Here is an 18,500-nt window from a genome sequence, read left to right as displayed (position 1 = left end):
GATGCGAAGCTTGTTGCCTCGATCAAACAAAGAGCTAGAATTGCTTCTAGTACGGTTGAAGAGTAGTACTACGCTTCAATACATGCTGGCACTAACAATACTTATTATAAAACAAACCTAGCTGTACTTCAAGTATAGTGCCTTATTTACAGATTTATAGTTCTATATCAACTCCAAAAAAGCATAGTAAAAACACCTTTTGAAAACTATTCATCAAAAGGTGTTTTTAGGTTAGCGTATTTCCACTCGAATCGGTTCATCAAAGTAAACATATTTTAATTCCGTTTGACCGTAAAGGATAAACGAATCTAATTGAATTCCCTCATCGAATGTGATTGTTGTATACTTTTTTTCTTTATCTTCTCGGAAACGGGCTGTATCCCAGGCTGGTTTATTATTCACTGTAATATGCCAGTCGTTAATTGTCGTTGTCTTTGCATCTGATGAAATTTCAAGGCGTTGATCTGGTAAGAGCTTTACTTCATATTCTGTATCTTTATAAGTAAAGGTGTAAGGTAATTGGTTCACTGTTAGCGAGTGTCGAACATTCGTTGGCAGCTCATACTTGGCACCAGTAACAGCTATATAGCCTCCTTCTTGTACGCTTGGATAGGCACTAATCGTTTCAGTATGAGCGTAGCGATCATTTTGAATACTGACGTTATCTTCAGGAACTGAGCGTTTTAATTTTTGTCCATCAGCGTCAATAACGTCATAAAGTATTTGTGCATTATATCCTGCATAAGCTTCCTTTTCCTTTAGCGGTAAATCAGCTGTATATTTTTCTACTTGTTGCTCTACGAATGTTGCCATCTCCTCCGTAAATTTTGTTTCAAATTTGAAGAGAGAGTTCTGTGGTCCATGTTGTGCACGGATAAAGTTTACGTCAACGCCTTCTTTTTCAAATGTGGAATGTAGTGTAACAGTCTCTGTTTGGGCTAACAATTCCTTGCGATCAATCGGTACTTCCAGCGTCCATTGTCCATCCTCGCCATAAATGTGTCGGTAGTTAAATAGAAGCTTAAATTCATCATGTGTGACATTAAATAATGGGAATTCATAGGTGATTTCATTTGCTGATTGATCTGCAGCGTAACTTGCTGCTTCGCTTTTCCCGTTTGGTAGCACGAGTGCAACATCACCCTTCGTTGATTCATTAAAGAACATTTCCTTGCCACTATAGCCAGATGTAGCTAATGTTACTGTTATGAAAGCATCTGTTAGTTTAACGTCTTTTACTTTTATGGTAATAGGCGTAGAACTAGTTACAGGCTCCTGTTTCACAGTTGAAATTACTAGAAATAATAATGCGGCTGTGACGAATGCGGCTGCTACAAAAGTTGCTCGCCAGCCGCGCTTTTTTGTAAGAGAAGTCTTTTTCTTTGGTAATTGATTCATCACTTGATCTGTAAATGAATCGTCAACATGCACTGCAGGAAACAAGGAGCTAATTAGCTGTTCTGTTTCAAGTTGTTCATCCAGTAATGCAGAGCAGGTTGCACATGATTGAATATGCTTGTCCATTTGCATCATTTTGTTATCGTCTATTCGTCCGTCGATAAAATCGTGCATTTCTTCAGTTGATAAGCAGTTCATTATTAATCTCTCCCTTCAACATAGCGTTTCTTAGCCGTTTCTTTGTTCTATGCAGTCGGTTTCGTACTTCCGATATTGGAATATTAAGTGTCTCAGCGATTTCTTCGTAAGAGCAATTACTAGCATACTTCAGGACGAAAACTTGGTACGTTTTGTGTTCCAATGTTTTAAGCCATTGTTGAAGCAACTCGTTCTGTTCTTTTTTGATCATTAACGATTCAGGTGTTTCTAATGAGGGCGTTTCCTCAATTGGTGTCGGATCTTCCTTATGCTTCCTTTTAAAATCAATCAGTTGATTAATCGCGATACGAAAAAGCCATGCCTTAAAAGATCCACCTTTAAAATGAAGTAAGTTTTCATAGCATTTGATAAATGATTCTTGAGCAATATCTTTCGCCAACTCCTCGTCATTCGTTTGATAGGTTAAATAGCTGACAAGTGGCTGCTTATATGTATCAACAATGATGCGAAATGCTTGTTGATCCCCGGCAATGATTTTTTGTATCAGCTGCATTTCCATGAGACCACACCTCCTTACATTAAAAACGTAAAATCTTTAAAAAAATCTCACCTGCGTGGAAATATATTTTGAAATGAACGTCGAAACATTCTTTTTATTGGGTTGTTTTAACTGATCTTGCTCCGTAGGATTATTCTCTCGCTTCGCGGGATTCTCTCCTCATTTCGTGGATTCTCCCCCGCTTTGCGGAAATATCTCCTTGTTCCGCGGAATTAGCTCCTCACTTCGCGGAATTACCTCCCCGTTTCGCGGAATCCTCCCCTTACTTCGCGGAATTACCTAATCATTCCGCGGAATCCTCACCTTATTTCGCGGAAGTACCTACAGCGTGGTAGGCGATACTTTTTAATTCGAGCGGAGGGCGGGCGACTCCTGCGGGAACGCACGCATAGTAAGACGCAACAATCCGCGCGTAGCGAGGGTTGCGGCTTACGGTGTGCCCGCGGAAAGCGCACGCCCGTAGCGGAAATCTCCTCCGCTTCACAGATAAGCCCGTGCCCATAGACTTCATCTTGCTCCCGCAATAAAAAAGCTCACCACAACAAGTGGTGAGCTCCTCTCTTAATCTATCAATATTGATTTTTTGCTTTGAAGGTACGTTCCATTTCGCGTTTTGCTTCTTTTTTGCGCATGTCGTCGCGTTTGTCGTAGTCTTTTTTCCCTTTGCCGACGCCGATAAGGAGTTTGGCATAGCCATCTTTAATGTACATTTTTAAAGGGATGATTGTGTAGCCGTCACGTTTGACAGCACCTACTAGTTCGCCGATTTGCTTTTTATGTAGGAGCAATTTGCGGGCTCGTAGTGGGTCGTGGTTGAAACGGTTACCTTGGTCGAATGGGCTGACATGCATGTTGCTAATCCATGCTTCGCCGCTTGTGATTCGAACGTAAGAGTCTCGTAATTGGACTTTACCTGCACGAATGGCTTTAATTTCTGTGCCTGTTAGTACCATGCCCGCTTCAATCGTTTCTTCGATGAAGTAGTCATGCCCTGCTTTTTTGTTTTGTGCTAATACTTTCCCAGTACCTTTTGCCATCTTGTTCACCCTCAATTCAAAGGTTGAGCAGGACTTAGCCTGCTCACGCTGGATTTTTTATTTACGTTTTGTTTTTTTCTTTTTGCCTTTTTTGGCGATGCCTTCGTAAAACTTTTGCTTTTGCTTTACGCCTTTTTTCGGGCCTGGGCTTGAGCTATCTTTGCGTTGGCCACGTGGATCACGGTCACTACCACCGCGTTCTCTGCGTTTCGATGAGTCACCATTGCTTTGTTTTTCATCGTCACGGCGACCTCTTCCACCGCCTGAACCTGAACGACTGCTTCGGCTACTGCGCCCATCTTTATTATCATTATAATTTTTACGCGCATGAATGACTGTAGGTGTTGCTTTTCTTGTTCTTCCATAAGAAGTTACCATTCCTACGATTTCAAAGTCAATCGATGACTCTTCGATAATAACGTTTGCGACGCGTACTTTTACTTCATCACCGATGCGGAATTGGCGGTTCGTACGTTCCCCAATCATAATCATTTGGCGATCATCGAAGCGATAATAATCGTCGGTCATATTGCTAATGTGCACGAGGCCTTCAATCGTATTTGGTAGCTCGATAAAGATACCGAAGTTCGTAACAGAAGAAACAATGCCCTCGAACTCTTCGCCGATTTTATCAGACATATATTGTGCTTTTTTCAATGCGTCTGTATCACGTTCTGCATCGACTGCACGACGTTCGCGTTCTGATGTGTGGTCGGCAATTTCATCCATTGCCATCGACCACTGTGCAATCGTTTCTTGCGACGTGTCTTTATTAATTAAATACGTGCGAATTAAACGGTGGACAACTAAGTCAGGATAACGACGAATTGGTGATGTGAAATGTGTATAGAAATCAGTCGATAAACCGAAGTGACCGATGCTTTCTGGATAGTACTTCGCTTGTTGCATTGAGCGTAGTAGCATCGTCGAAATAACTGGCTCTTCAGGCATGCCTTCAATTGCTGCTAAGACATCTTGCAATGCTTTTGGATGCACCGTATTGCCTGTACCTTTAATTAAAATACCGAAGTTCGTTACGAATTCAAAGAAGCGTTGAAGCTTTTCAGGCTTTGGATCTTCGTGAATACGGTATAGGAACGGTACATTCATCCAATGGAAATGTTCTGCAACGGTTTCATTGGCAGCAAGCATGAAATCTTCAATTAATTTCTCTGCTACAGTGCGTTCACGTATTTCAATATCTACTGGCCATCCATCTTCATCGACGATCACTTTCGACTCTTTAAAATCAAAGTCAATTGCACCGCGTTGCTCACGTTTATGGCGTAAAATTTTTGAAAGCTCTAACATATGTTTAAACATCGGTACAAGTGGCTCATAGCGAGCAATTAGCTCTTCATCTTGTTCCTCTAAAATTTTGTAAACATCTTTGTAAGTCATACGCTCTGTTGTTTTAATGACACTTTGGAATATTTCATGCGCAATGACATTACCATTGCCATCAATAATCATTTCACACGATAACGTTAGGCGATCTACCTGTGGATTTAAAGAACAAATACCGTTCGATAGTCGATGCGGAATCATCGGAATAACACGGTCTGTTAAATATACACTTGTCGCTCGGTCATATGCTTCAATGTCTATTACAGAGCCTTGTGTTACATAGTAGCTGACATCTGCAATATGTACGCCAAGCTTGTAGGTACCATCTACATTTTTTGTAACAGTTACCGCATCATCTAAATCTTTGGCATCTGCACCATCAATTGTGACAATCGTTTCATGACGTAAATCACGACGTCCCTCTAAATCAGCAGGAGAAATATCATCAGGCACTCGTTGTGCAGCAGCAACGACTTCTTCTGGGAACTCTGGTGGAATATCGTGCTTATATAAGATCGATAAAATATCGACACCTGGGTCATTTTTATGTCCTAAAATTTTTGTAATATAGCCTGTCGCTGATTTTAAATCTTCTGGCCATGTCGCGATTTCAACGACCACTTTGTGCCCATCAACAGCACCTAATGTATCGCCTTTCGCGATGAAAATGTCCATTGGTAGTTTTTTATCGTCCAATACGACAAAGCCGAAGCCTCTATTTGCTTGGAATGTTCCAACAAATGACGTTTGGCCTCGTTCTACAACTTTTGTGATTGTACCTTCGCGGCGATCGCCAAATGATTCCTTTAACACACGAATAAGTACTGTGTCACCATTAATGGCACCATTTACTTCGTGCGGTGGAATAAAGACATCATCCATGCCCTCAACATCAGGTGCGACAAAGCCAAAGCCTTTTGCGTGGCCGATAAATTTACCACGCAGTAAATTCATGCGCTCTGGTAAGCCGTAACGATTCGAGCGTGAGCGTACAACTAAGCCCTGCCCCTCCATTCGCACGAGCGTTTTAACGAGCTCCTTAAATTCTTCTGCATCCTCAAACCCAAATTCGTCTTCTATTTCTCCAACGGTTAAAGGTTTATATTCTTCTTCACCGAAAAAATCGAGTAATCGACTTTGTAGTGAATCTTTTTTGTCCGTCATACTAATACCCTCCCTCATGTAAAAATCCTAAATCATTTTTAGTGTGCCCAATTTAGGCCTTCTAAAAAACGATAAATATCTTCATGTAATTGATCTTTTTCTTGATCTAATGTTATAACGTGCTTTGAGTTTTCATACCATTTGATGTATTTTTCTAGTGACTCAGTTTGATTATATATAATGTTGGCAGATTCTGTCTCTATTACCTCATCATTTGTCGCCTGTACGACAAAAATCGGGGCATAAATCATATCTATTTCTTTTCGAGTCTGCGCAATAAACTCACGTAGTTGTTGTAATGATGGCATACCTTTTTCAGCGATTAACGACACTTCCGCATCTATTTCTGTGTCAGTTTTGCCTTCAAATTTTTTGTATTCTTTTGCATATTTCAATACGCCTTCAAACATTACGTCTGTAGTTCGCATCGTCATTGGTGCACACATTGTCACAATGCCCTTTACAGGATTGTTTAGCGCTACATTTAAAGCCATCACACCGCCAAGTGATAGTCCTGCTACGGCAATTTCCTCATAGCCAGCATCTTGTAATTGTTGGTACGCAGCTTTGACATCTTGCCACCAATCAGTTGGTCCTGTTGTAATAAGTTCTTCAGGTTGCACACCGTGCCCTTTATAATGAGGCGCTAATGTAGTATACCCTTTTTTCTCTAAATATCTACCAAGCATACGCACATCTGCAGAGCTACCTGTAAATCCGTGTAATAATAACACTGCACGCGGACCTGCTTGAAAGAAAAATGGCTGAGATAATGATTTGTTCATGGCAAGTTCTCCTTCACTGTAAAACATATTCACTCTATTATAGCCATATCCATTATACATTGGCGTAATTTAGCATCTTTCATACGTATAAAATCTACATTATTCGTCTAAGTTCATCTATGTACTGAAAATAAAAGAAAACGCCCAACCATTCTAGGTTAGGCGGAATATCTTCAACTATTATATTTTTGCAATAGCGATTGCTAAAAGAAAGAATAAAATTGATAAAACAATTGTTGCACGGTGAAGAATTAAATCCATACCACGTGCTTTTTGCTTTCCAAATAGTTGTTCAGCTCCACCCGAGATGGCACCTGACAAGCCTGCACTTTTACTAGATTGTAATAAAACTACGACAACCAATGCTAATGATACGATAACTAAAGCTATTAATACTGCTGTATGCATCCACTGCACCTCCCGAACTTTGAAACATCACAACACACTATATTATAACAAATAAAGGTTCCCATGACAAACACAGATTACAAAATGGTATTACTTTTCCAAATACTATGTACAATACATAAATTAAAAAGGAGAAGACTCAGTCTACTTTACTGTTATTATACAAAAAAAAATAGAAATATTTCAAATCCAAAATGCAGTGCCTGGCACCCAAACAATTTTGAATTTTTCTGCATTTATACTCATGCTTAGAACACCATGTAACATACGCTTTCCGCGGGCTTTGCGACTTACAACATGCCTGCGAAAAATCTAAAGTGCCAGGCACTCACACAATTACACCAGTGAAGGGCGGCGACTTCTGCTCCGAACGCACGCAAAGTAAGACGCAACAAGCCGCACTCTAGCGAGGGTTGCGGCTTACGTTGTGCCCGCGGAAAGCGCCGCCCGCAAAGGAAATCAAAGATGTAGAACTCTCCGTCTCAATTACGCGCTCAGCTTATTCATTTGCTCAAAAAAATTGCCTCGAAAAGCACATCCATGCTTTCGAGGCAATTTTCATCAAAGGAACTGCTAGTTGCTAGCCGTTCACTTATTTTAAGTTATAGAAAGTTTTTAAACCAAGATATTCTGAAGTTGCACCAAGTTGATCTTCGATGCGAAGAAGTTGGTTGTATTTTGCAACGCGGTCTGTACGAGATGGAGCACCTGTTTTAATTTGACCAGCGTTTGTCGCAACTGCGATATCAGCGATAGTCGCATCTTCTGATTCACCAGAACGGTGAGAAATAACCGCTGTGTAACCAGCACGTTTCGCCATTTCAATTGCTTCAAATGTTTCTGTTAACGTACCGATTTGGTTTACTTTAATTAAAATTGAGTTACCAACACCTTGCTCAATACCAGCAGATAATTTTTTCGTATTAGTTACGAATAAATCATCTCCTACTAATTGTACGCGAGCGCCAATGCGGTCTGTTAATAATTTATGACCAGCCCAGTCGTTTTCGTCTAAGCCGTCTTCGATTGAGATGATTGGGTATTTAGAAGTTAACTGTTCGTACCAGTCCACCATTTCTTCAGAAGTTTTCACAACGCCTTCACCATCTAAATGGTATTTGCCATCTTCTTTGTTGAATAATTCAGAAGACGCAACGTCCATTGCTAATTTCACTTCTTCACCAGCTTTGTAGCCAGCTTTTTCGATTGCTTCAAGGATCACTGTGATTGCTTCTTCGTTCGAACCAAGGTTTGGAGCGAAACCACCTTCGTCACCTACAGCTGTGTTGTAGCCTTTGTCTTTTAATACTGCTTTTAAGCTATGGAAAATTTCAGCACCCATACGTAATGCATGACGGAAGTTTTCTGCACCAACAGGCATTACCATGAATTCTTGGATGTCCACGTTGTTATCCGCATGTGCACCACCATTTAAGATGTTCATCATTGGTACTGGTAATTGTTTTGAGTTGAAACCGCCAAGATATTGATAAAGAGGTACATCTAAATAATCTGCTGCAGCATGTGCAACTGCCATTGATACACCTAGGATTGCGTTAGCTCCTAGTTTACCTTTGTTTTCTGTGCCATCTAGCTCGATTAAAGCTTTGTCGATTACTACTTGGTCAAGAACTGAGAAATTACCTTCTAATTCTTGAGCAATAATTGTGTTGACATTTTCGATTGCTTTTAATACACCTTTGCCAAGGTAACGTGATTTGTCACCATCGCGTAATTCTACCGCTTCGTATTCACCTGTAGAGGCACCTGATGGCACGATTGCACGACCAAAAGCACCTGATTCTGTAAATACTTCAACTTCTACTGTTGGGTTCCCACGTGAGTCTAAAACTTCGCGCGCATAAACTTGTGTAATAAATGGCATAATTAATTCTCCTCTTTTTCGATAAGTGATTTACCTGTCATTTCAATAGGTTGTGACACCTCTAATAATTCTAACATGGTTGGCGCTAAATCGGCTAAAAAGCCACCATTTCTTAACATTAAATTTGCTTTCGTCACAATTACTGGAACAGGGTTTGTTGTATGAGCTGTCATCGGATTTCCTTCTAACGTTACAACCTCGTCAGAGTTACCGTGGTCAGCTGTAATAATAGCTGCTCCGCCTTTTTCAAGCAGGGCATCTACTACTTTCCCTAGACATTCGTCGACAACTTCGATTGCTTTAATTGTTGGCTCTAGCATTCCACTATGCCCCACCATATCAGGGTTCGCAAAGTTTAGAATGATGCCATCAAATTTGTCAGCTGCAATCGCTGCAAGCAATGCGTCTGTTACTTCATAAGCACTCATTTCAGGTTTCAAATCGTATGTCGCAACTTTTGGAGAAGCGATCAAAATACGTTCTTCACCATCGAATTTCTCCTCACGACCGCCACTCATAAAGAATGTAACATGTGGATACTTTTCCGTTTCTGCAATACGAAGCTGAGTTTTGCCATTAGAGGCTAACACTTCACCAATCGTATTTTTTAAGTTGTCATTTTCATAAGCAACTTGTGCGTTTACTTCATCACTATAATGTGTAAACGATACGAATTTTACATTTTGTGGATGTTTCGCTGATAAGGTAAAACCGTCAAATGACGTATTCGTAAATACTTTCGATAATTGAATAGCACGGTCAGGTCGGAAATTAAAGAAAATAACTGCATCATTATCTTCAATTGTCGCAACTGGCTCTCCATGTTCCTGGATGCTAAATGGAATAACAAACTCGTCAGTTACTTCACGCTCATAGGATTCTGTTACGCCACCTTTTGCGCTTTCCGCCGTTTGTCCAACCCCATCAACGAGAGCATTATATGTTAATGCTACACGATCCCAACGTTTGTCACGATCCATCGCATAATAACGTCCATGGATTGAAGCAAATTTACCAATGCCAATCGAAGCCATTTGTTTTTCAGTTTCTTCAATATAGCCGATAGCTGTTGTTGGTCCAACATCACGACCATCTAAAAATGCATGCACAAATACTTCGTCAAGCCCTTGTTCTTTTGCTAGCTTTAGCAGTGCAAACATGTGCTCATAATGGCTATGTACACCGCCATCAGATAGTAAACCCATAACATGTAGCTTTGATTGATGTGCTTTAACGTGTGCTACCGCATCTAAAAATGCTTGATTCGTAAAGAAGTCTCCTTCGCGAATCGATTTATTTAAACGCGTTAAGCTTTGATACACGATACGGCCAGCGCCGATATTTAAGTGTCCAACTTCAGAGTTCCCCATTTGACCGTCTGGCAACCCTACTGCCTCACCTGAAGCTGTTAATGTTGCATGCGGGAATTGGTTCCAAAAGCGATCAAAATTTGGTTTCTTTGCTTGAGCAACTGCATTCCCAAAAGTTTCATCACGGAATGCAAAACCATCTAAAATAATTAATGCTACTGGCTTTTTAGGCATTTGCTGCCGCCTCCAATAATTTTAAATATGAATCAGCTTGTAAGCTTGCACCACCGACTAGCGCTCCATCGATATGCTCTTTTGACAATAATTCTTTAATATTATCAGGCTTTACGCTACCGCCATATTGAATACGTATAGCTTTTGCTGTTGCGTTATCATATAATTTTTCAACAACTGCACGAATGGCGCCACATACTTGGTTGGCATCTTCTGCTGTTGCTGTTTTCCCTGTGCCGATTGCCCAGATAGGCTCATAGGCAAGAACCATATGCTCCACGTCCTGTGCGGCAAACCCTGCAAGAGCTGCTGTAATTTGACTAGCTACCTTTTGCTCTGTCGTACCTGCCTCACGTTCTTCCAGTGTTTCACCACAGCAAATAATTGGCACGATATTATGTGAAAGTGCTGCTGCCACCTTTTTATTGATAGCCTCATCTGTTTCGTTATAATATTCACGTCGTTCGGAGTGTCCTAATATCACATAATCTACCTCAACGCTCGCAAGCTGCGCCGGGCTAATTTCACCTGTAAACGCACCTTCATTTTCGTAATGCATTGTTTGAGCACCGATGGCTAGTTCAGATTCACTAGCGACCTGCACAAGTGTTGGTAGAAAAAGTGCCGGTGCGCAAATAACAGCATCTACTTTGTCATTGGAAGGCAGATTATCCTGCACGCTATCGACAAACTGAATTGCCTCTTCAAATGTTTTATACATTTTCCAGTTACCTGCAATAATTGGTTTACGCATCGTTATGCTCCTATCTATTATTTATCGTTTAATGCCACAATACCAGGAAGCTCTTTGCCTTCCATTAATTCAAGTGAAGCGCCGCCACCAGTAGAAATGTGGTCCATTTTATCAGCTACTTCAAATTTTTCTACTGCTGCTGCGGAATCTCCGCCACCAATTACAGTATAGCCAGCAGTTGCTGCCATCGCGTCTGCAACAGTTTTCGTACCATTTGCAAATGGTTCTAATTCAAAAACGCCCATTGGTCCATTCCAAATAATTAATTTTGAATTTTGAATAACTTCTGCGTAGCGAGCAGCTGTTTTTGGTCCAATATCAAGACCCATCCAATCAGCTGGGATAGCATCTACATCGACAACTTTAGTCTCCGCATCTTTTGAAAATTCATTGGCTACCACTGCATCAATTGGCATATGTAACTTCACGCCTTTTGCATGTGCTTTTTCAATGAACGATTTTGCTAGTTCAATTTTATCTTCTTCTAATAAAGATTTACCGATATCATGCCCTTGCGCTTTAATGAAGGTAAATGACAGACCGCCACCAATAATTAAGTGGTCTACCTTTTCAAGTAAGCTCTCAATAACGCCGATTTTATCTTTTACTTTTGCGCCACCAATAATAGCAGTGAAAGGACGCTCAGGATTTGATAATGCTTTACCTAGCACATCCAATTCTTTTTGCATAAGGAAGCCTGATACAGCAGGAATGTGTTTCGCAATACCTTCCGTTGAGGCATGTGCACGGTGAGCAGCACCGAATGCATCGTTTACATAAACGTCCGCTAGTTTAGCAAATTGTTCTGCAAGTGCAGGGTCGTTTTTCTCCTCACCAGCATGGAATCGTACGTTTTCCAGTAGAACGATATCGCCGTTTTGCATATTTTCTACTGCTGTTTCTACTGCTTCACCGATTGACTCATCCAATTTAGTAACAGGTTTACCTAAAATTTCAGCAAGGCGGATACCAACTGCAGTTAAACGCATATCTTCTTTTACTTCACCTTTTGGACGACCTAAATGAGACGCTAAAATAACTTTTGCGCCTTGTTCAACTAAATATTCAATCGTTGGAATGGCTGCGCGGATACGTGTTTCGTCTGTAATTACCCCATCTGCCATCGGTACATTAAAATCGACACGTACGAAGACGCGCTTACCTTTTACATCAATATCTTTCATTGTTTTCTTATTTAACATGAAGAAACCCCCTTCAAAGTTTTGTAGTACGGACATAATAAAATGTGCTCCACCCATCTTGGCTTTACACACTTTGGACCAAGTTAAAATATACCTTTATTAGCTTTTATAGTAGCAAAAGTAACGTTCGGTGTCTCGTAAAAGACAAGGTGACTACTACCAATTTGCACAATAGCAAGTCATCCATATTTTATCCAAGATATTTGTATTTAAAAAGGAGTAGGGTAAACGTCCCCTACTCCTATTACCCTTGTTTATTATATCTTTTCGATATTATAAAGGCTATACTTTTTGTGCGTAAAAAGCCGTATTATGTCACACTTTTTACTTCAAATTGCGAATTATGACACTTATTTATGATTTAACCCTTGTTGTGCGATATATAATGCAAGGTCCATTAAACGAGTAGAGTAACCAATTTCATTATCGTACCAAGCAAGAACTTTCACCATGCTATTTTCTAAAACCATTGTTGAAAGGCCATCAACAGTTGAAGAGTTATGGTTGCCATTGTAATCAATTGATACTAATGGTAGTTCATTGTAGCCTAAAATACCTTTTAGCTCATTTTCTGAAGCTTCTTTTAAAGCCGCATTAATCGAATCTTTTGTTACATCTGCTTTAAGTTCTACAACTAAATCCACACATGATACGTTCGGTGTAGGAACACGCATAGAGAATCCATCAAGCTTACCTTTTAATTGAGGTAATACTTTAGAAACGGCTACTGCTGCTCCTGTTGTTGTTGGAATCATTGACACTGCCCCTGCACGTGCACGACGTGGATCAGAGTGCGGGAAGTCAAGGATACGTTGATCGTTTGTATATGAGTGAATTGTTGTCATCATACCGCGTTCAATGCCAAATTTCTCATCTAAAATTTTAGCTACAGGCGCTAAGCAGTTTGTTGTACAAGATGCATTTGAAATGACATCATCTGTTTTTGGATTGTAATCTTCATGGTTAACACCCATTACGAATGTTGGCATATCGCCTTTAGCTGGTGCAGATAAAATCGCTTTTTTAGCACCTGCTTCAATATGCTTACCTACCTCTTCCATTGAGCGGAAGCGACCTGTACATTCAAGTACAACGTCTACACCAAGCTCACCCCAAGGTAATTGTGCTGGGTCTTTTTCAGCGTATACTTTAACCGTTTTTCCATTCACTACGAAAGAATCTTCATCTGCATTGACTTCAGCATCATAAATACCGTGTACAGAATCGTATTTTAATAAGTGTGCAAGTTGACCAGCATCTGTTAAGTCATTCACTGCAACTACTTCAAACTCATCATGTTTCATTGCTTCACGAAATACTAAACGTCCAATACGACCAAATCCATTAATTGCTAACTTTAATGCCATTGTCAATTCCTCCAATAATGTTTTATTGATTTATTTTTTACAGTAAACGTTCAGCGATTGCTTTCGCAGCAGCTTCATCTGTTATAAAAATCGTCTGCTTCGGCGCTACCTTAAAGTAAGATAGCATCGCATTCACCTTTTGTTTTCCTGCTGCAACCGCAATAATATGCTTACATTTTTCAACTTGTTCAAGTTGAATTCCAATTGTACGAATACGATGTACAATTTCTCCTTCGGCATTGAAATAATAGCCGAATGCTTCACTAACAGCACCCTTTTCCTCGAGAATACGTAAATCTTCAGCCGATGAATTACGACGAATCGCCATTTCTTCAGCAGAGCCAATACCATGAATAACGCAATCAGCCCGGTCATAGTAAGCCATTATTTCTGTAACCATTGGCTCCATTAACATTGCCTGATATGCCTGTTCACTTAAATGCTCGGGTAAAAACAATGTACGGTACTGTGCTTCCATCTGCATAGCAAATGTTGCAACGAGTGTATTAGCCTGCATTTGCATTTCATGTCCGATACCACCACGAGCAGCAACAAATGTTACATTGTGCTGACCGTCAACTGGTTGTAAAAACTGTGCTAGCGAAGCCACTGACTTTCCTCCAGTAACAGCTACTACTTGCTCATTAGCAATAGTCGAAAGAAATTGCTGTGCCGCTTCCTTTCCAAGTAATGTTAATATGGTTTCATCATCGTTATAATCACCTGGAACAACAAGCACATGCTGTAGCCCTAAATGGTTTTCGAGCGCCTTGCCAAGCTGCGTTAGACCAGACCATTCGTAAACTAATGCTCTAAGCTGTTCAATAACTAATTCACCATCACTCGTACATACCATACCCGACTTTTGGGAATCTAATAACCCTTGATCACGTAAAATATCTGTTTCTTTACGGATTTCACGCTCTGTCATCTTAAGTGACTCCGCTAGTGTTCGTCTCCCAATTGGTTGCATTAACTGAACCGATTGCAAAATACGGTATCTCGATTGTAGAAGTGGATTCATTTCTGGAAGTAGTCTTTGCTGTGCCTCAGGTACAGTTAACATCTATATCTACTCCCTCTCACTTTAATGGGACGGATATCAACCCACTATACTAAATTGTGTCCCACTTGTAATTTTATTATAATATGCTTTAAGAAAAAGAGCAAGTAAATAATGGTATGGTTTGCATTTACACACTTTATACGCTATCGACATAAGGTTTGTAAAAAAAGCGTTATTTATGAAAATCAAAAAATCCCGCAACCAATTTATTTGGCTACGGGACTGCATGTTTTTATTTAGTGAAAGATAATACGGCGTTTTTCTTGAAACCTGCTAAAGCTTTTGTTGCTTCCGTTTTGTTTGTGTATTCAAAAATACGAACGTCCTTTTGTTCAAATACTGTAATAACCCACATAGTCAAATCTCCCTTTAAGTTTATTTTTGTAATATAACAACCACGTAATAATGTGATACTTTTTATAAACTGTTTTATAACAACCTCTTACTTGATTCCTATTCTACTCCAATTTTTTCAAAAATAAAGCTTTGTGTGAAGTTCTTCACAAACTGTTCATATTCATAACGCTTTCATTGAACAATTTGTGAATAACGTGAATTACAGGTTTAATTATATAATAGAAGAAAACAAAAAAATCCGCGCTTCACGAGGTGAATAACGAATTTTTTAAGTGTTATATTTTTTTAATTTTATAGATTAGATACATCGGTTATTCACTGCACAAATGCTCCATCAATGTTGCATAGTCTAAATTGCCATACTGTATGACTTCTCCATCCTTTTCTACTACTGGTATCATCAACATATATTTTTCGTGTACTGCATCGTCTTTTTCTATATCGATGACGTCGATTGAGAAACCTAGTTCTTCTTGAACAAGCTTTAATGTACGTAATCCTTCTACACAAAGCTCACAATGCGAACGACTAAAAAAAGTCACGTTCATTTACACACAACCCCTTCCTATTTAGGTGCCAGGCACTCAAACAATTCTGAATTCTCATGCCACTCCTATTAAAGTTTACCAAGTAAAGTAAGACACAACAAACCGCGCGCTCGTGAGGGTTGTGGCTTCAGAGCGCTGAGCGGAAAGCGAAGTGGATTTCTACTATTTAGGAGCTGCTGCTCATTAAGTGCCAGGCACTCAAACAATTTGAGTGCCTGGCATACCTGGGCCCGCGGAAATCGATGGCTTATATATATTTAAATGAAAAAAGACTGTGCAAGTAAAATTTCTGCACAGCCTCATTATCGTTATTTTTTTAAATGACTATCAAAGAATTTAACCATTGCATTATAGAATTCAATGCGGTTTTCTTCGTTTTGGAAGCCATGTCCTTCATTTTCTTTCAGCATATACTCGACATCTACACCTCTTGCACGTAATGCTTCAACGATTTGATCAGATTCTGCCTGATTTACACGCGGATCATTTGCACCTTGCGCAACAAATAATGGTGTTTTAATTTTATCTACATGGAAGACTGGTGAAACTGCTGTTAACAGTTCTTTGTCTGTCTCTGGATGCCCTACACGCTCATAGAACATGTTACGCATAGTTTCCCAATATGGAGGGACTGTATCTAGCAATGTGAAAATATTCGATACACCAACATAGTCAACTGCTGCTGCATATAAATCAGGTGTAAACGCAATACCAGCTAAAGTTGCGTAACCTCCAAATGATGCACCATAAATACCGATGCGGTCAGGATCAGCAATACCTTGATCGATTGCCCATTGAACGCCATCTGTAATATCATCTTGAATTTTCAGACCCCATTGCTTATTACCAGCTTGTAAAAATTCTTTTCCGTAACCCGTAGATGAACGGAAATTCACTTGTAACACAGCATATCCTCGGTTTGCAAGTAGCTGTACTTCTGGGTTAAAGCCCCACATATCACGAGCCCATGGACCACCATGTGGATTCACGATAAGCGGTAAGTCTTTAGCCTCTTTGTTTTTCGGTAATGTTAAGTAACCGTTAATTGTCAGACCATCACGGCTCTTATAAGAAACGGGATGCATTTCTGCAAGCTCTTCTGATTTTAACCAAGGGCTTAATGTTGCTAGTTCTGTCATTTCATCTGTAGTTGAGTCATAGTAATAATATTTGCCGTACACAGTGTCACTAGATACGCTGACGATGAATTTTGTCATTTCTTTATTGTAGTCGTTGATGCCTAGTTCGCTTTCTTCAACACCTAGCTTGTTTTGAATTTTGCGGAATAACTGCTCAAATTTCTCATCGAAGAATTGGTAATGTGCTTTATCTGTTACATATGCACCGTATAAAATTTTATCTTGCTCACTACTATATAATACTCCCGCTACGTCTACTTCTTCATTAGACATAATGACTTCTTCGTTACCTTCAAGATCATATTTCACTACTTCAACTTTATCTCTGCCTTTATTAGAAGTTGCGTAAATATGCTTATTATCTTTAGAGAACGCAAGTGGCGTTACTTCATCGCCCGCTGCCATTTCAATAAATGGCTTGAATTCGTCTTTTTCTGTATCACGATATAGAATCATGCCTTCTACACCATCAGAAACAACTGCAATACGAATATTACCATCACGGTCAGCTAGCCAATCTGCGATGTTACCAGGATTTTTTGCAACATGTTTTGTTTCGCCTGTCTTTACATTTAGCTTGTACACATCGAACACTGTTGCATCTTCTTTATTCATCATAATTAAAATCTCATCTTTAACACCTTGTAATCCACTTAATACCCCTACTGTTACACCTGGATAAGGCGTTAAATCTTTTTCTTCTTTTCCATTAAATGTAGAAGAATAAATGTGGAAGTTTTCATCTCCACCTTTATCTTTGGCATAAAGCAATGTATCATCTTTCCAGAAGAATCCAGCAATATCACGATCTTTTGAATTAGATACACGAACAGGTTCACTATCATCATTCATTTTTTTCACGAACACATTTGAACGGTTTTCCCATGCTGAAGCAAACGTAATGTAATTACCATCTGGTGAAAGCTGATAGCCGAAGTTTCCTGGATTTTTCATAAAATCCTCTACAGAAATTTCTTTAACACCTTCGTTACTAGCACCGTTTTTTAAACTCTTAAATGTAGTAAATATTTTAGTAGCGTCTTGTTTTGAAATTGTTTCACTATTTTCTGAAATACTATTAAATAAGCCTAGCTTATTTGCTTTTTCCAGATAGTCTGCTAGTGTTACTTCTTTTTCTTCTTTATCAAGAGCTCTTACTAAAATTCGTGCAGCTTCATTACGTTTAATCGAACTACTTAGGTTTTCTAATTCTCCGTCTTTAACCCACTTATTAATTACTTCTTGACGCATTGATTCTGAGCCATGTTGGAATGTTAAAGATGTTACAGCTAAATCAAGAAATTCTTTTGCTGTTAGGCGCTCCTCTTGTGCAATAGTAGTATTGCTAGTTTCATTAGCAGCGCGTACTTCCTGTACTGAAACAGGATAAACAACAGATGCTGTTAAAATGACCGCTAAAGATGCTGATAAAAATCTTTTTTTCAAAGTAATTCCTCCTTATATCAGTGTTCGTTATATCGTTTGTCGATACAATGAAATTATAACAAAATTAGTTAATTTGTCAATAATTGATAATACTTATTTATTTATCCTTTTTACCCAAATGAAAAGGACCCTCCTATTAAGGAGAGTCCTTTGTTAAATTGTTTCGGTGCCTGACACTTAAACAATTTAGTCCTTCTAAAACGGAAAAATCCACTTCGCTTTCCGCGGGCACGTTGTAAGCTGTTCCCGCAGGAGTCTTCGTGGATTTTTTCTTAGTTAAGTTTTCAGAATTGTTTGGGTGCCTGGCACTGTTGTGTGGGTGCCTGGCACTCACA

The 18,500-nt window shown here is 39.5% G+C and carries 15 protein-coding genes; all 15 read right to left on the bottom strand.

The window, feature by feature from the left end; genetic code table 11:
• Window positions 1-231 precede the first annotated feature (231 nt).
• Window positions 232-1,596 carry an anti-sigma factor family protein gene (locus ACIQXW_RS17465; protein ID WP_402764196.1) on the bottom strand — a complete coding sequence of 455 codons (1,365 nt, stop codon included), beginning with the start codon at window positions 1,594-1,596 and terminating at the stop codon, window positions 232-234.
• Window positions 1,577-2,116, bottom strand: coding sequence for an RNA polymerase sigma factor (locus ACIQXW_RS17460; RefSeq protein ID WP_402764193.1), 540 nt, complete (start codon window positions 2,114-2,116; stop codon window positions 1,577-1,579). Before ACIQXW_RS17460 ends, ACIQXW_RS17465 begins: the two co-directional genes overlap by 20 nt.
• Before the next feature lie 569 nt (window positions 2,117-2,685).
• Window positions 2,686-3,153, bottom strand: a complete 468-nt coding sequence (gene smpB / locus ACIQXW_RS17455; protein WP_340822545.1) for an SsrA-binding protein SmpB — start codon at window positions 3,151-3,153, stop codon at window positions 2,686-2,688.
• A 57-nt stretch (window positions 3,154-3,210) separates the two neighbouring features.
• Window positions 3,211-5,664, bottom strand: coding sequence for a ribonuclease R (gene rnr, locus ACIQXW_RS17450; RefSeq protein WP_402764190.1), 2,454 nt, complete (start codon window positions 5,662-5,664; stop codon window positions 3,211-3,213).
• A gap of 38 nt (window positions 5,665-5,702) precedes the next feature.
• Window positions 5,703-6,449, bottom strand: a complete 747-nt coding sequence (locus ACIQXW_RS17445; RefSeq protein WP_402764187.1) for an alpha/beta hydrolase — start codon at window positions 6,447-6,449, stop codon at window positions 5,703-5,705.
• A gap of 180 nt (window positions 6,450-6,629) precedes the next feature.
• Complete coding sequence (gene secG, locus ACIQXW_RS17440; RefSeq protein ID WP_173479464.1) at window positions 6,630-6,857, bottom strand: preprotein translocase subunit SecG; 228 nt, start codon at window positions 6,855-6,857, stop codon at window positions 6,630-6,632.
• Between the two features lie 592 nt (window positions 6,858-7,449).
• Entirely contained in the window at window positions 7,450-8,742 is a 1,293-nt protein-coding gene (gene eno, locus ACIQXW_RS17435) for a phosphopyruvate hydratase (protein WP_340822541.1), read from the bottom strand.
• A 2-nt stretch (window positions 8,743-8,744) separates the two neighbouring features.
• Complete coding sequence (gene gpmI, locus ACIQXW_RS17430) at window positions 8,745-10,286, bottom strand: 2,3-bisphosphoglycerate-independent phosphoglycerate mutase (protein ID WP_402764184.1); 1,542 nt, start codon at window positions 10,284-10,286, stop codon at window positions 8,745-8,747.
• Window positions 10,279-11,040: a triose-phosphate isomerase gene (gene tpiA / locus ACIQXW_RS17425; RefSeq protein WP_340822539.1), complete on the bottom strand. Its 762-nt coding sequence runs from the start codon at window positions 11,038-11,040 to the stop codon at window positions 10,279-10,281. The genes gpmI and tpiA overlap by 8 nt, the downstream gene beginning before the upstream one ends.
• A 17-nt stretch (window positions 11,041-11,057) precedes the next feature.
• Window positions 11,058-12,242, bottom strand: a complete 1,185-nt coding sequence (locus tag ACIQXW_RS17420; RefSeq protein ID WP_402764181.1) for a phosphoglycerate kinase — start codon at window positions 12,240-12,242, stop codon at window positions 11,058-11,060.
• Window positions 12,243-12,592: 350 nt separating this feature from the next.
• Complete coding sequence (gene gap / locus ACIQXW_RS17415; protein WP_340822535.1) at window positions 12,593-13,609, bottom strand: type I glyceraldehyde-3-phosphate dehydrogenase; 1,017 nt, start codon at window positions 13,607-13,609, stop codon at window positions 12,593-12,595.
• A 37-nt stretch (window positions 13,610-13,646) separates the two neighbouring features.
• Window positions 13,647-14,675, bottom strand: a complete 1,029-nt coding sequence (locus tag ACIQXW_RS17410) for a sugar-binding transcriptional regulator (RefSeq protein WP_402764178.1) — start codon at window positions 14,673-14,675, stop codon at window positions 13,647-13,649.
• Between the two features lie 232 nt (window positions 14,676-14,907).
• Window positions 14,908-15,030, bottom strand: a complete 123-nt coding sequence (locus tag ACIQXW_RS17405; protein WP_255313811.1) for a hypothetical protein — start codon at window positions 15,028-15,030, stop codon at window positions 14,908-14,910.
• A gap of 313 nt (window positions 15,031-15,343) precedes the next feature.
• Complete coding sequence (locus ACIQXW_RS17400) at window positions 15,344-15,580, bottom strand: glutaredoxin family protein (protein WP_340822530.1); 237 nt, start codon at window positions 15,578-15,580, stop codon at window positions 15,344-15,346.
• Between the two features lie 308 nt (window positions 15,581-15,888).
• Window positions 15,889-18,165, bottom strand: coding sequence for a S9 family peptidase (locus ACIQXW_RS17395; RefSeq protein ID WP_402764174.1), 2,277 nt, complete (start codon window positions 18,163-18,165; stop codon window positions 15,889-15,891).
• Window positions 18,166-18,500: the final 335 nt, after the last annotated feature.

Source organism: Lysinibacillus sp. NPDC097162, assembly GCF_044762185.1.
Lineage (GTDB): Bacteria > Bacillota > Bacilli > Bacillales_A > Planococcaceae > Lysinibacillus.
The sequence above is the reverse complement of the archived record's forward strand: the minus strand, read 5'-3'. Positions and strand labels throughout refer to the sequence as shown.

Bases quoted from the DNA above. Each gene is read 5' to 3' on its own strand.
- ACIQXW_RS17465 (WP_402764196.1), bottom strand. From the start codon at position 1,596: ATGAACTGCTTATCAACTGAAGAAATGCACGATTTTATCGACGGACGA.
- ACIQXW_RS17460 (WP_402764193.1), bottom strand. From the start codon at position 2,116: ATGGAAATGCAGCTGATACAAAAAATCATTGCCGGGGATCAACAAGCA.
- smpB (WP_340822545.1), bottom strand. From the start codon at position 3,153: ATGGCAAAAGGTACTGGGAAAGTATTAGCACAAAACAAAAAAGCAGGG.
- rnr (WP_402764190.1), bottom strand. From the start codon at position 5,664: ATGACGGACAAAAAAGATTCACTACAAAGTCGATTACTCGATTTTTTC.
- ACIQXW_RS17445 (WP_402764187.1), bottom strand. From the start codon at position 6,449: ATGAACAAATCATTATCTCAGCCATTTTTCTTTCAAGCAGGTCCGCGT.
- secG (WP_173479464.1), bottom strand. From the start codon at position 6,857: ATGCATACAGCAGTATTAATAGCTTTAGTTATCGTATCATTAGCATTG.
- eno (WP_340822541.1), bottom strand. From the start codon at position 8,742: ATGCCATTTATTACACAAGTTTATGCGCGCGAAGTTTTAGACTCACGT.
- gpmI (WP_402764184.1), bottom strand. From the start codon at position 10,286: ATGCCTAAAAAGCCAGTAGCATTAATTATTTTAGATGGTTTTGCATTC.
- tpiA (WP_340822539.1), bottom strand. From the start codon at position 11,040: ATGCGTAAACCAATTATTGCAGGTAACTGGAAAATGTATAAAACATTT.
- ACIQXW_RS17420 (WP_402764181.1), bottom strand. From the start codon at position 12,242: ATGTTAAATAAGAAAACAATGAAAGATATTGATGTAAAAGGTAAGCGC.
- gap (WP_340822535.1), bottom strand. From the start codon at position 13,609: ATGGCATTAAAGTTAGCAATTAATGGATTTGGTCGTATTGGACGTTTA.
- ACIQXW_RS17410 (WP_402764178.1), bottom strand. From the start codon at position 14,675: ATGTTAACTGTACCTGAGGCACAGCAAAGACTACTTCCAGAAATGAAT.
- ACIQXW_RS17405 (WP_255313811.1), bottom strand. From the start codon at position 15,030: ATGTGGGTTATTACAGTATTTGAACAAAAGGACGTTCGTATTTTTGAA.
- ACIQXW_RS17400 (WP_340822530.1), bottom strand. From the start codon at position 15,580: ATGAACGTGACTTTTTTTAGTCGTTCGCATTGTGAGCTTTGTGTAGAA.